This is a genomic window from Janthinobacterium sp. PSPC1-1 (genome assembly GCF_049897625.1).
Taxonomy (GTDB): Bacteria; Pseudomonadota; Gammaproteobacteria; order Burkholderiales; family Burkholderiaceae_D; genus Janthinobacterium; species Janthinobacterium tructae.
The window spans coordinates 503,590-515,910 of sequence record NZ_JAFCWP010000001.1 but is presented as its reverse complement, the minus strand read 5'-3'; the positions used below and the strand labels follow the sequence as shown (position 1 = coordinate 515,910).

The window sequence follows — 12,321 nt, the reverse complement described above, 5'->3', positions numbered from 1 at the left end:
TGCTTTACCTAACGGTTAGGCAGGAATTTCGAAGGGTCGACAGGCTTGCCCTGCTGGCGGATTTCAAAGTGCAGCTTCACGCGGTCGGCATCGGAATCGCCCATTTCGGCGATGGCCTGGCCTTTGTTGACGTTCTGCCCTTCCTTCACCAGGATGCTGCGGTTATGCGCATATGCCGACAATAAACTATTACTGTGCTTTACGATGACAAGATTACCATAACCACGGATTCCGCTCCCGGCATACATGACTTTTCCCGCGCCGGCTGCCACCACTTGCTGGCCCGCCTTGCCGGCGATATCGACGCCCTTGTTCTTGCCTTCGTCGAAAGTACCGATGACCTTGCCTTCGGAGGGCCACATCCAGCTGATCTTCTCGTCGCCAGGCGCCGATGCCGCAGGGGCTGCCGCAGCGGCGGCCGGCGCGGCGGCGACAGTTGCTGCCGGCGCTGGCGCCGGCTTGGCGTCGGCACTGCCGCCATCGGCGCGCAATTCGGCCAGGGTGGCGTCGGAATACGCGCGCTTCTCGCCGCGCGGGCCGGTTTTCTTCGGCACGACAGGCGCGGCTGGCTTGATTTCCGTGACGGGTGGCATGACGATGGCCGACGTCTGCGCGCCGCCCGTGTCGCCATTCGGCGGCAGCACGCGCAATACCTGGTCGACCTTGATGTCGTTCGGGTTGCTCAAGTCATTCCAGGCCACCAGGTCGCGGTAATTCTGGCCGTGTTCCAGAGCGATGCGCAACAGGGTGTCGCCGCGCTTGACCGTGTAATAGGCCGGGTCGCGGTCGCGCGGATCGCTGGCGGCGGCGCTGTTGCCCGATGGATGGCGCTCCACCACGGGCGCCTGGACACCCGTGGTGCCGCAACCGCTCAACAGGGCGGCCAGCGCAAGGCTGCAGAGGAGTACATTGTTTTTCTTAATCATTCGTTTTCTTAATCATTCGCATATATATTCAGGTCCTGCCTGCTAGCTGATCCGGGGATCATATGGTGCCCGGGCGCAAAGGCACGAAATGGCAGTCTTCCAGGGTCTGGCTGGTCCATTCCATTTTCCCCACCCGGGTAATGAGTTGCAAGTGTTGCAATTTAGCCCCCACCGGCGCAACCAGACGCCCGCCGGGCGCCAGCTGTTCCAGCAAGGCTTGCGGGACTTCCAGGCCGGCTGCGGCAAGGATGATCCCGTCGAAGGGCGCCGCCTGCGGCAAGCCAAGCATACCATCTCCGTACTGCAAGCGCAGATTTGACACGCGCAGCGGACGCAGATTGGCCTTCGCCAGCTCGTGCAGGGGCCGGATGCGCTCGATCGAATACACCTCTTTCGCCACCAGCGACAGCACCGTCGCCTGGTAACCGCAGCCCGTGCCGATCTCCAGCACGCGCTGCAAGTTGCCGCCCTGGCGCATCACTTCGATCATGCGCGCCACGATGTACGGCTGCGAAATGGTCTGATGGTGGCCGATGGGCAAGGAGGCGTCGATATACGCCTGCGATGCCAGCGCCTCGTCCATGAACAGATGGCGCGGCACGGCTTGCATGGCGTCGAGCACCACCTGGTCCTTGACACCCTGTTTCGCGATGCGCGCCACCATGGCCCGGCGTACGGCCTCCGACACCAGCGGATTTTGCCGTGGCGGCGACAGCAGCACCGGCTGCGCCCGCTCATTGGCGATGGCCTGCGCACGCGACGGCGCGATGGGCAGCGCCCCAGCGTGGTACGGCGCGCCTCCCCTGGCCGCATTTTGCGCCGCATTTTGCGTTGCCGTCTGCGGCGTGGCAATGCGCGACTGCGCCAGTGACTGCCCCCCGCCCTGCCTGGCGGGCTTGCCGGCCAGCGAATCGAGAGTAAGGGGGAAGGTACGCGGCTTGTCAGTCATAGTGAGCGGTCATGCCAGGCCTTTTGCCAGTGCATCGAGTTGGGTGGTATGGGTCAGGTCGATCTGCAGCGGCGTGATCGAGACTTGTCCATGTTCAACGGCGTAAAAGTCCGTGCCCGGCCCACCTTCCTTGGCGGCGCCGGCGGGGCCGATCCAGAAGATTTCACGACCACGGGGATCGAGGGCGCGGATCACGGGCTCGGCTGAATGGCGCTTACCCAGGCGCGTGGCCACCACGCCTTGCAATTGTTCGTATGGAATGGCGGGGATGTTTACATTCAGCAAATACGGTTTCTGCAGGGCGTCAAACTGGCGCTCGACGATTTCCCTGGCCACGCGGGCGGCCGCGTCCAGGTTGGCCCAGCCAAACTGCGACTGGGAAAAGGCGATGGCGGGAATGCCGAACAGATAGCCTTCCGTGGCGGCCGCCACGGTGCCCGAATACAGGGTGTCGTCGCCCATGTTGGGACCGTTGTTGATGCCGGAGACCACCAGGTCGGGGCGCTCGATGAGCATGCCCGTCAGCGCCACGTGCACGCAGTCGGTGGGTGTGCCGTTGACAAAATAAAAGCCGTTGGCAGCCTTGTGCACGGACAGGGGTCGGTCCAGGGACAGCGAGTTGGACGCGCCCGAACGATTGCTGTCGGGCGCCACCACGACGATTTCCGCAATGGGCGCGAGCGCGTCAGCCAGGGCCGCCAGGCCTGGCGCCAGGTAACCGTCGTCGTTACTGATAAGAATTCTCATAACGAGATTTTACCTGAAGCAATGCCAACACTGCGCGTGCCATGCGCCGAATGGCGGCATTATTTATGCTGCCGCGCTGACATGGCGCAAGGCGTCAGCGCTGTTCGATGCGCGCTTCCGATAACGCCCCTTCCAGCGCCTGCACTTCATCCTCCTGCAAGGCCAGCAAGGCATTCAGGTCGCCTTGCAATTTATACATTCTTTTCAGCTGCGCCATGCCGCGCCTGCGCAGTTTTCCCGGCACGCCCGGGCGCAGCAGACAGGACTTCAAATGTTCGGCCAGTTCGCCCGCCTGCGCATACTGTTCGCGCTCTATCATGCCTTGCAACATCGAGATCATGCTGGCCAGGGTGTCCGGTTCGGCCCCTTCGTGCCCGTTGGCGCGGCCAGCCAGGATGGTTTCCTGCAAATGCCGGGCGCCGTCCAGCACGCTGTCCGCATGCCCCGTGACGGGCGCATTCAACAGCCGGTCGCTGCCGCTGAGCACCGCGTCTTCCAGCAGGCGCGCCGCCTCGCTCTCGCCCTGCTGCAGCAGGGTGCCAGCCAATTGCTTCTTGCTGTGCAAGGTATCAAGGTGGTCTTCGCCCAGCAGGCGCGCATGCACTTCCAGCACCTGCTCCTGCACGCTGCGCGCCGCATCGAGCTCGCCACGCCGCAGCAGCGCCTCGGCCAGCTTACGCTGGCTCATCAGGGTTTCAGGATGGTCGAGCCCGTGCATGCGCTCGCGCGCCGCCACCTGGTCTTCGTGCAGCTGGCGCGCGCCGGCCCAGTCGCCCTGCCCGGCCACGATATCGGCCAGCAAGTCGCGCGTGGCCAGGGTGGCCGCATGGTCGTTGCCCAGGCGCCGCTCCTGCGCCTGCAGCACGGCAACGAACAGACGCCGCGCGCCTTCCAGGTCGCCTTCGTGCCCCAGCGCCTGCGCCAGGGCCAGCTTGCTGCGCAAGGTATCGCCATGCTCGGCGCCAAACAGGCGCTCGCGCGCCCCTACCACCGTGCCCAGCACTTGCTGCGCCTGCGCCAGCCGCCCCATGCGCAGCAAGGTGGCGGCGCGGCCATCCATCGCCTCCAGGGTCAGCGGATGCTCGCCGCCCAGCTGGCGTGCGTACGTTGCCAGCACGGTATCCTGCAGCAGCAGCGCCGCCGCCAGTTCCCCTTGCAGCAAGAGGGTTTGCGCCAGGCAGGCCCGGGCGGCCAGGGTGTCGGGATGCTCGCTGCCCAGCACGCGCTCGCGCACGTCGAGCACGTCCTCTTCCAGGAAGCGGGCTTCATCGAGCTTGCCCAGCTGGCGCAGCAGGCGCGCCATGCCGCTCTTGCACGCCAGGCTGTCGGGATGTTCCTCGCCCAGCAGGCGCACGCGGATCTCGACGCTCTGGCGGAAGGCCTCCAGCGCCTGCGCGCCGCGCCCGTCCTTGCGGTACAGCTCGCCCAGGCGGGCCAGGTCGCGCGCCAGCGGCAAGGCCACGGCGCGGCCCGGTTCGGCCAGCAAGGCCTGGCGCGCTTCGCTAATGGCGCCCAACAAGGCGATTTCACGGCTCGATTGCCAGGGAAAGTAGCCGCCCGTCAGCCAGTGCAAAAAGGCTTCAAAGGTGCGCGTGAGGGAAAAGCGGTCGCCGCCCTGGTCGATGCGCACGGCCAGCTGCTCGCCATAGGCAAAGGTTTTCGTCTGCTGCAGCTGGACTTCGTCGAAATAGCTGTCGAGGGCAATCTGCGACAAGCCGTAGGAAGTGCGCAGCAGGCGCTCGAACAGGGGCTGGAAGCCGGCGATGCCCTTGTGCGCGTCGCCGCGGCGCCACTCGGCGCGCTGTGCCCCATCGCCCATTTCTATGCGCGAGGGCAAGGGGTAGACGAGCAGCGGACGCTGTTCGTCTTCATGGCTGCGGCGGTACTCGATGGCCCGCGTGACGAGCGCATCGACGCCTTCCAGGCTTTGCCGGTTCGGCGTGAAGACCACCACCAGCTTTTTCGGCAGCAAGGTGGTGCAGATGCCGGCGCTGTCCGTGCGGCCCGTGCGCGAATCGACCAGCACGTAGCGGAAATGCTGGGCCAGGGTATCGGCGAAGCAGCGGAACAAGGCCGGGCAGGTGTCGAACAACTGATCCCAGCGCATCTGCGCCAGGCGTTCGCTGTAGCTGGCATCGAAACGGCCTGCACGCATCAGGTACAGCGGGCTGCCCTGGTCGACGCGCACCACGTATTGCTGCCAGTCGATGGCGTCGAGCACGCGTTGCGCCAATGCCGCATCGTCGCGGCCGGCATCTTCGCGCCCCCTGGCCTGCCCGCCGCCATTTTCCAGGCTGAAGCGCTCGAGCTGCTGGCGGCACGCCTCGAAGAACTCAAGCACGCCCGGCCGTTCCTCGTGCTGCTCGAAATAATGGTGCAGGCCCGGCGCTTCCATGTCCCAGTCCAGCATCAGCACGGGCACGCTGGCGTTTTCACGGCGCGCCAGCAGGACGGCGATGTTCGACAGGGCCATGGTGCGGCCGGTACCGCCCTTGTAGGAATAGAAGGTGACGACTTCGCCAGGGGCGCTCAAAGGTGGCAGGGAGAGGCGTTGGCATTCCATGACAGGACCTTTTACGTGATTAACGCGGAAAGTGGGGAGGCGGAATGGCGCGCCATTCCGGTGGAATATCGGGCAACACGAAACGGCTGCAATCGTGGCCGGGCGGTGTCGACCGCTTGAGCAAGTGGTAATGCGTGGCGATGCGCTGCACGATGCGGTCGATGTCGGGCAGGTATTGCGGATTCGACTTCAGGTCGCCGCTGGCCAGCGTATAGCCGGAGAAGTCGACGTACAGGCCCGACTCCGTGATTTGCGGCGGCAAGCCGTCCGGATGGCGCGTCATGATGATGGGGATGATCAGGTGGCTGGGCAGTTCATACCAGGCGCGCCGCTCCTGTTCGATTAGTTGCATGGCAGCAAATTCACGCCGCGTATAGCCGTGCGCTTCATATTTGGGTGTGTACAGCACGATCATGCAGACGCTCTGACACATGGCGCGCGCCACGCGCAGGTCGATATCGTCGCCACCGCCCAGTTGCTCGCTGTCGATGAACAGCACTTCCTCACGGTCGAGGTGCGGTTCCAGATAGCAAGCCAGCGCCTCGATCAGGTCATTCTTGAACTTGTTCATGAACGCATATTGGCCGTGTGCATAGCTCAAGAAACAGCCGTAGCGGATCTCCATGGCATCCCCCCTGTTCCCCGTGCGGCCCTGCCAACGCCGCGCCTTCATCCTGCAAGGCATGAACTCACTGTAGACCGCCCGGCAATAGCTCAGTTTGCGCTGGCGCAAAGATGTGTCTGGCGTCCTGGACATGCGGAAAAAAGCCAGAAACTGGCGCAATCATGCTCATTTCTGGCATGCCAGGCGCGCAGGCAAGCGCCGCACAGGAAACGCTAGTAGATTGATTACAAAGGGAAATAAGCCGGCGCGCAACTGGCGCCGGCAAGCAGGACTTAAGCGAGGACTTAAGCGCCCTTGGCGGGCAGGTTGCGGAAGAATTCCACCACTTCTGCCGTATCGCGCGTGCGCTTGAACGGTGGCAGGCTTTGCCAGATGCGCTTGCCGTACGGCTTGGAAATGAGGCGCGGATCGCAGATCATCAGCACGCCCCGGTCGCCCTCGTCACGGATCAGGCGGCCCGCGCCCTGCTTCAGGTTGATGATGGCTTCCGGCAGCGAATGATGCATGAAGCCGTTCTTGCCCTGCTTTTCCATCACTTCGATGCGCGCGGCCAGCACGGGATCGTCGGGTGGCGCGAACGGCAGCTTGTCGATGATCACCAGAGAGAGCGCATCGCCGCGCACGTCGACGCCTTCCCAGAAGCTCTGGCTGCCGATCAGCACGCCATTCCCGGCGGCGCGGAACTGGTCCAGCAATTCCGTGCGGCCCTTGTCGCCCTGCACGAACAGGGGGTAGTTCAAGCCCCGCTGCTTGAATTCGTCGGCCAGGCGCTCGGCGGCCCGCTTGACGGCGCGCAAGGTGGTGCACAGGAAGAAGGTGCGCCCGCCCGCCGCCTCGATGATGGGCAAGGCGCAGTCGATGACGGCATCCGTGTAGCCCAGCGAGTTCGGTTGCGGCAGGTTTTGCGGCACGAACAGCAAGCCCTGCTGGCCATAGTCGAAGGGGCTCGGCCAGGTATGCGACGGTTCGCCCGTCAAGCCCATCTGTTCCGAAAAATGCTTGAAATCGTTCTTCACGGCCAGGGTGGCGGACGTGAAAATCCAGCTGCGCGGCGTGCCTTCGCGCTGGTTGTTGAAGATCGGCGCGATCGACAATGGTGTTTTGTGCAACTGCAAGGAGCTGGAAAACGCTTCCACCCAGAACACGGCTTCTTCGCCGGCCGCTACCTTGGCCTTCGGATCGAACTTCCAGCCGCTCAGCTGCTGCGCCAGCTCGACGCCGCGCACTCTGCACTGCTCCAGCGTTTCCGCCCGTTCCGCCTGGGTTTCCAGCACGGCCACCATGCCATCGAGCTCATCTTTGAGCGTGTCGAGCGCGGGGAAAAAGTCGCTCGACGGGGCGATTTGCGGCAGCGACAGGCGCACGATATCCTGCGGGAAGGTCAACCGCAGGTCGCGCGCCGCCTTTTCCACCACCGTCACCGTCTTGGCCCAGTCGATGCCGCGCGCATGCGCCAGGCCCTCGGCCAGCACGTCGCGGCACAGTTCCAGGATTTGCGACGTCGACACCGTGTTACCGAAGAACAAAGTGGCCGTATCGGGCAACTGGTGCGCCTCATCGAAGATGATGGTGTTGGCTGACGGCAGCAATTCGGCCACGCCCGTGTCCTTCAGGGCCACGTCGGCGAAGAACAAGTGATGGTTGACCACCACCACGTCGGCCTGCTGGGCTTCCTTGCGGGCCTTCATGACGAAGCAATCCTGGTAATACTGGCACTCGGCGCCCATGCAGGTGTCGCGCGTGGACGTCACCAGATTCCAGATCATGGCGTTTTCCGGCACCTTGGCCAGTTCCGCCTTGTCGCCGGAGCTGGTCATCTTGATGAAGCGCGAGATTTCGCGCAAATGCCCCACGTCGTCGCGCGAGGTCATGCGCCCGTTTTGCAGGGTGCGCTCCAGGTGATAGTGACAGACGTAGTTCGAGCGGCCCTTCAGCAGCGCCACGGAGACGGGTGCCTGCAGCGCGGCGCGCACGGTGGGGATATCGCGCAGGAACAATTGATCCTGCAAGTTCTTCGTACCGGTAGACACGATGGTCTTGCCGCCCCACATCAGGGCCGGCACCAGGTAGGCGAAGGTTTTACCGGTACCCGTGCCCGCCTCGGCGATCAGGGTGGTCTGGCTGTCGATGGCGTGCGCGATGGCCTTGGCCATTTCCGTTTGCGAACGGCGCGGCTTGTAGCTGCCCACGGCGGGACCAAGCGGGCCGCCCGCGCCGAACAGGCGCTCGATGTCGGCATCGTGCTTGCCAGGGGCCGCCTGGGGTTCGGCTGGCAGACTGGCGTGCAAATCGGCAGGCTGGCCTTCTGGATTTACTGGCAATAAATTGTGGTCGGTCAAAATATACTTAAGTGAAGGCTGGACTGGACGCTACTGGCGCCCCTCAGGCGGGAACGTCGGGCACCAACTGCATTTTCAGCAAGGTGATGTGATCCTTCAATTGCAATTTGCGCTTTTTCAGGCGGCGCAGCTGCAGCTCGTCATGGTGACCATCGAGTATCAGCAACTCGATGACGGCATCGAGGTCACGGTGCTCCACGTTGAGTTCAATCAGGCGCCGCTGTATATGCTGTGCATCGCTCATGTGTTGCGTTCCAGGCAGTGTTGGTAACAGGCGCGCGCAACGTACGCAGGCAGCCATTGAGCCGGCATCACCGGCAAGTGCATAGTTTAACCCGCCGCGCGCGTTAGGGCACGCCATTTCCGGCATGCCCTAAGCACGGCGGTGTTATTTGACAGGCGGCACAGGCACAGCAACGGCCGGCGCACCGGCAGCGGCGGCGGCCGCCTTCGCAGCCTTGGCCTGCGCTTCAGCCTGGCGCTCGGCCAGGCGTTGCGCCACTCTTTTCTGGCGCGCCACGGCGTCAGCCTGCTTGCGCGCATAGTCTGCCTCGCGGGCGGCGCGGCGCGGGGCTTCCGCGGCATCGGCGGCAGCCTGTTTCGCCACCTTCGCCGCTTGCGCAGCCTCGCGCTCGGCAACGCTCTTGCCTTCCGGCTTGGGCGGCGCCGGCTCGGGCGCGACGACCTTCACGGGCTTGGGCATGGCCGCAGCCCGCTGCTCGGCGTCGAGGCGCGCACTTTCCTGCGTCCTGGCCAGGTCGATATCGCGCAGGCGCACGGATTCGGCCCGCTTGAAGTAATTCGCTTCCGCGTCGACGGCGCGCAGGCGCACGAGGATCAGGCGGCGCTTTTCCTTGGCCTGGTCGAGGCAGTTATTCACGAAAAACTTGTCGTAGCACTCCAGTTCGCGCGCGACAAACTCATTTTCCGCCGCCTCGCGCTCGCTGGCTGACTGCTTCAGCTTGGCGTCCGCCTCTTCCACCGACAGGGTCGCGGGCAACTGCGGAGCGCCAACCTCATCCAGTGCCGCAGCACCCTGGTGCGCGCAGGCGGACAATGCCAGGGCCAGGCCCAGCGCCGCACCCAGCTTGTATAGTGTATTTGCCATCATGTTCATGATCCCTGCCTCAAACGATCGCGTCGGCCGCGCCGCGCTGTTCTTTTTCCATGTATTCGCGCGATTGCATCTCGATGATACGCGAAACGGTACGGTGAAACTCGTTGGCCAGCATGCCGTTCGTGTACAGCTGCTCGGGCGCCACTTCAGCCGACATGATCAACTTGACTTTTTGATCATAAAAAACGTCGATCAGCCAGGTAAAGCGGCGCGCTTCGGACGACTGCGCCGCCGACATCGCCGGTATGCCGGACAATATCACCGTATGGAAGCGGCTGGCGATTTCCAGGTAATCATTTTGCGAGCGGGGTCCACCGCACAGGGTGGCGAAATCGAACCAGATGATGCCACCGGCGCGGCGCAGGCAGTGGATTTCGCGGCTCTCGATGCGGATGCGCGCGTCTTCATCGGCCGTCTCGGCGATGCGCGTGTAGGCATCGCGCAGGGCCTTGTCGGTGGCGGCGCCCAGCGGCGTGTAGTAACTTTCCACCTGTTCCAGCGCGCGGCCGCGGTAATCGACGCCCGCGTCGACGTTCATCACGTCGAGCTTGTCCTTCAGCAGCGCGATGGTCGGCAGCATGCGGTCGCGGTGCAGGCCGTCCGGATACAGCAGGTCGGGATCGTAATTCGAAGTCATGATGAAGGACACGCCATTGGCGAACAGGGCCGACAGCAGGTTGTACAGGATCATCGCGTCGGCGATGTCGGAGACGTGGAATTCATCGAAACAGATGAGGCGGTATTTCTTGGCGATGCGCTTGGCCACTTCGTCGAGCGGGTCGGCCACGCCTTTCAATTCGTCGAGCTGCTGGTGCACGCCGCGCATGAATTCGTGGAAGTGCAATCGCGTCTTGCGCACCAGGGGCACGACCGAATAAAAACTGTCCATCAGGAACGATTTGCCGCGCCCCACGCCACCCCACATGTACACGCCTTTCGGCACGGCAGGACGGTTCAGCAGGCGCTTGAAGGTGCTCGAGCGCTGGCCCTTGTAAGCCACCCACTCGTCATAGCACAGCTGCAGGCGGTCGACCGCGCGCCGCTGGGCGGCATCGGCCTTGAAATCACGCTTCTGCAACGCGTGCTGGTAAAACTCTTCTACGTTCATGGGATTCGCTTTAACGCACAAGGGCGCCGGCGGAAAAAATCCGCGAGCGCCCCTGTAGGACTAACTACAATTAAAAGTTCAACGTGCGCTTGTCAACCGCCAGTGCCGCTTCCTTGGTCGCTTCCGACAAGGATGGGTGCGCGTGGCAGATGCGCGCGATGTCTTCGGCCGAGGCCTTGAATTCCATCGCCACGACGGCTTCGGAAATCAGTTCGGAGGCCATCGGGCCGACGATGTGCACGCCGAGGATTTCATCGGTGGTCGCATCGGCCAGGAATTTCACCATGCCCGAGGTGTCGCCCAGCGCGCGCGCACGGCCGTTGGCCATGAACGGGAAGGTGCCAGCCTTGTAGGCGATGCCTTCGGCCTTCAGGGTTTGCTCGGTCTTGCCGACCCACGCGATTTCCGGCGAGGTGTAGATCACCCAAGGAATCGTGTTGAAGTTGGTGTGACCGTGCTGGCCGGCGATACGCTCGGCCACGGCAACGCCTTCTTCTTCCGCCTTGTGCGCCAGCATCGGGCCGCGCACCACGTCGCCCACCGCCCACACGTTCGGCAGATTGGTCTTGCAGTCGCCGTCGACGGCGATGAAGCCGCGCTCGTCCAGCTGCAGGCCGACCTTGTCGGCACCCAGGCCATTCGTGTTCGGCGTACGGCCGATCGAGATGATCAGTTTGTCGAACACGGCTTTTTGCGCTTCGCCCTTGGCGTCCACGAATTCCACGGTGACGTCTTTCTTGCCTGGCGTGATCGCGCCGATCTTGCAACCGAGGTTGATCTTCAAGCCTTGCTTGATGAACAGCTTCGACGCTTCCTTGGCGATCTGCTCGTCGACGGCGCCCAGGAAGACCGGCAGGCCTTCCAGCACGGTGACGTCGGAACCCAGGCGGCGCCAGACGCTGCCCATTTCTAGGCCAATCACGCCGGCACCGATGACGCCCAGCTTGGCTGGTACGGCGTCGATGGTCAGTGCGCCCGTGTTCGACAGGATCAGTTTCTCGTCGAATGGTGCACCCGGCAATTCGCGTGCGTTCGAACCCGTGGCGATGACCACGTGCTTGGCCGTCAAGGTTTCGTTGGCTGCGCCCGTCACGCTGATCTCATACGTTCCAGCGGCGGCGGCAGCGAAAGCGGCGCGGCCGTGGAAGAAGGCGATCTTGTTCTTCTTGAACAGGTACAGGATGCCGTCGTTGTTTTGCTTGACGACGGTGTCTTTGCGCTTGAGCATCTGGCCCAGGTTCAGCTTCAGGCCGGCGACATCGATGCCGTGCTCGGCGAAGCTGTGGCCCGCGTGTTCAAAATGCTCGGACGATTGCAGCAGTGCCTTCGACGGGATGCAGCCGACGTTGGTGCAGGTACCGCCAGGCGCGGCGCCGCCCTTGGCGTTCGACCACTCGTCGACGCAGGCAACGGAAAAGCCCAGCTGCGCTGCGCGGATGGCGGCGATGTAGCCGCCAGGGCCCGCACCGATGACCACTACGTCAAATTGTTTAGTACTCATGTTTTGTTATTCCAATCTCTTCGTCTGGTACGAAAATCCACAATAGAAGGTAAATCACCACGCCGAAGCCGAAGGTCAATGTAAACAGGACGAAAACCAGGCGCCAGATCCACGCTTCCATGCCGGAAGCGCGGCCCAGGCCGCCACAGACGCCACCGAGCCAGCGGTCGTTGCGTGAACGGCGCAGGCGGTTGAATTCCTGCACCAGGTCGTTCGACGGGCCGGAGTCGGAGGGGCTGTCCGATTTGTCCAGGTTGATATTGCTCAGGAGCTTGGCTTTCGCTTGCGCGAATTCCGCGTCGCTCAGGGCGCCCGCCAGGTGCAACTCGTGCAGACGCTTGATTTCTTCAGAGACGTTCATGAGAATCCTCTTTCATTGAGATCAGCCAGCTGCGTCTTCTGGCAAGGGGTATCAGCTACATTGCCCCGGCGGCGACGCCGGGGGA

At 63.4% G+C, this 12,321-nt stretch carries 11 protein-coding genes; all 11 read right to left on the bottom strand.

From position 1 onward, the window contains the following. Positions 1-8 precede the first annotated feature (8 nt). The 11 genes from ACP7EG_RS02260 to ACP7EG_RS02210 all read right to left on the bottom strand — a co-directional run bounded on the left by ACP7EG_RS02260 (position 9) and on the right by ACP7EG_RS02210 (position 12,236). Complete coding sequence (locus ACP7EG_RS02260; RefSeq protein WP_071076271.1) at positions 9-926, bottom strand: peptidoglycan DD-metalloendopeptidase family protein; 918 nt, start codon at positions 924-926, stop codon at positions 9-11. A gap of 58 nt (positions 927-984) precedes the next feature. Further along, positions 985-1,875, bottom strand: a complete 891-nt coding sequence (locus ACP7EG_RS02255; protein WP_426086250.1) for a protein-L-isoaspartate(D-aspartate) O-methyltransferase — start codon at positions 1,873-1,875, stop codon at positions 985-987. A 9-nt stretch (positions 1,876-1,884) separates the two neighbouring features. Beyond that, positions 1,885-2,622: a 5'/3'-nucleotidase SurE gene (gene surE / locus ACP7EG_RS02250; RefSeq protein WP_071076269.1), complete on the bottom strand. Its 738-nt coding sequence runs from the start codon at positions 2,620-2,622 to the stop codon at positions 1,885-1,887. Between the two features lie 94 nt (positions 2,623-2,716). After that, positions 2,717-5,185, bottom strand: a complete 2,469-nt coding sequence (locus ACP7EG_RS02245; RefSeq protein ID WP_426086249.1) for a tetratricopeptide repeat protein — start codon at positions 5,183-5,185, stop codon at positions 2,717-2,719. A 19-nt stretch (positions 5,186-5,204) separates the two neighbouring features. Continuing rightward, positions 5,205-5,810: a toll/interleukin-1 receptor domain-containing protein gene (locus ACP7EG_RS02240; RefSeq protein ID WP_100873878.1), complete on the bottom strand. Its 606-nt coding sequence runs from the start codon at positions 5,808-5,810 to the stop codon at positions 5,205-5,207. Between the two features lie 284 nt (positions 5,811-6,094). After that, complete coding sequence (locus ACP7EG_RS02235; RefSeq protein WP_426086248.1) at positions 6,095-8,149, bottom strand: ATP-dependent DNA helicase; 2,055 nt, start codon at positions 8,147-8,149, stop codon at positions 6,095-6,097. A 43-nt stretch (positions 8,150-8,192) separates the two neighbouring features. After that, positions 8,193-8,393 carry a YdcH family protein gene (locus ACP7EG_RS02230; RefSeq protein WP_071076266.1) on the bottom strand — a complete coding sequence of 67 codons (201 nt, stop codon included), beginning with the start codon at positions 8,391-8,393 and terminating at the stop codon, positions 8,193-8,195. Between the two features lie 144 nt (positions 8,394-8,537). Next, positions 8,538-9,260, bottom strand: coding sequence for a hypothetical protein (locus tag ACP7EG_RS02225; RefSeq protein ID WP_426086247.1), 723 nt, complete (start codon positions 9,258-9,260; stop codon positions 8,538-8,540). A 16-nt stretch (positions 9,261-9,276) separates the two neighbouring features. Continuing rightward, positions 9,277-10,374, bottom strand: a complete 1,098-nt coding sequence (gene zapE / locus ACP7EG_RS02220; protein WP_071076265.1) for a cell division protein ZapE — start codon at positions 10,372-10,374, stop codon at positions 9,277-9,279. Between the two features lie 70 nt (positions 10,375-10,444). Beyond that, the gene (gene lpdA, locus ACP7EG_RS02215) at positions 10,445-11,875 is read right to left on the bottom strand and encodes a dihydrolipoyl dehydrogenase (RefSeq protein WP_219888685.1); all 1,431 of its coding nucleotides are present in this window, start codon (positions 11,873-11,875) and stop codon (positions 10,445-10,447) included. Beyond that, complete coding sequence (locus tag ACP7EG_RS02210; RefSeq protein ID WP_096236908.1) at positions 11,865-12,236, bottom strand: PspC domain-containing protein; 372 nt, start codon at positions 12,234-12,236, stop codon at positions 11,865-11,867. The genes lpdA and ACP7EG_RS02210 overlap by 11 nt, the downstream gene beginning before the upstream one ends. Positions 12,237-12,321: the final 85 nt, after the last annotated feature.

Coding starts and splice junctions, on each gene's coding strand:
- ACP7EG_RS02260 (WP_071076271.1), bottom strand. CDS start 926: ATGATTAAGAAAAACAATGTACTCCTCTGCAGCCTTGCGCTGGCCGCC.
- ACP7EG_RS02255 (WP_426086250.1), bottom strand. CDS start 1,875: ATGACTGACAAGCCGCGTACCTTCCCCCTTACTCTCGATTCGCTGGCC.
- surE (WP_071076269.1), bottom strand. CDS start 2,622: ATGAGAATTCTTATCAGTAACGACGACGGTTACCTGGCGCCAGGCCTG.
- ACP7EG_RS02245 (WP_426086249.1), bottom strand. CDS start 5,185: ATGGAATGCCAACGCCTCTCCCTGCCACCTTTGAGCGCCCCTGGCGAA.
- ACP7EG_RS02240 (WP_100873878.1), bottom strand. CDS start 5,810: ATGGAGATCCGCTACGGCTGTTTCTTGAGCTATGCACACGGCCAATAT.
- ACP7EG_RS02230 (WP_071076266.1), bottom strand. CDS start 8,393: ATGAGCGATGCACAGCATATACAGCGGCGCCTGATTGAACTCAACGTG.
- ACP7EG_RS02225 (WP_426086247.1), bottom strand. CDS start 9,260: ATGATGGCAAATACACTATACAAGCTGGGTGCGGCGCTGGGCCTGGCC.
- zapE (WP_071076265.1), bottom strand. CDS start 10,374: ATGAACGTAGAAGAGTTTTACCAGCACGCGTTGCAGAAGCGTGATTTC.
- lpdA (WP_219888685.1), bottom strand. CDS start 11,875: ATGAGTACTAAACAATTTGACGTAGTGGTCATCGGTGCGGGCCCTGGC.
- ACP7EG_RS02210 (WP_096236908.1), bottom strand. CDS start 12,236: ATGAACGTCTCTGAAGAAATCAAGCGTCTGCACGAGTTGCACCTGGCG.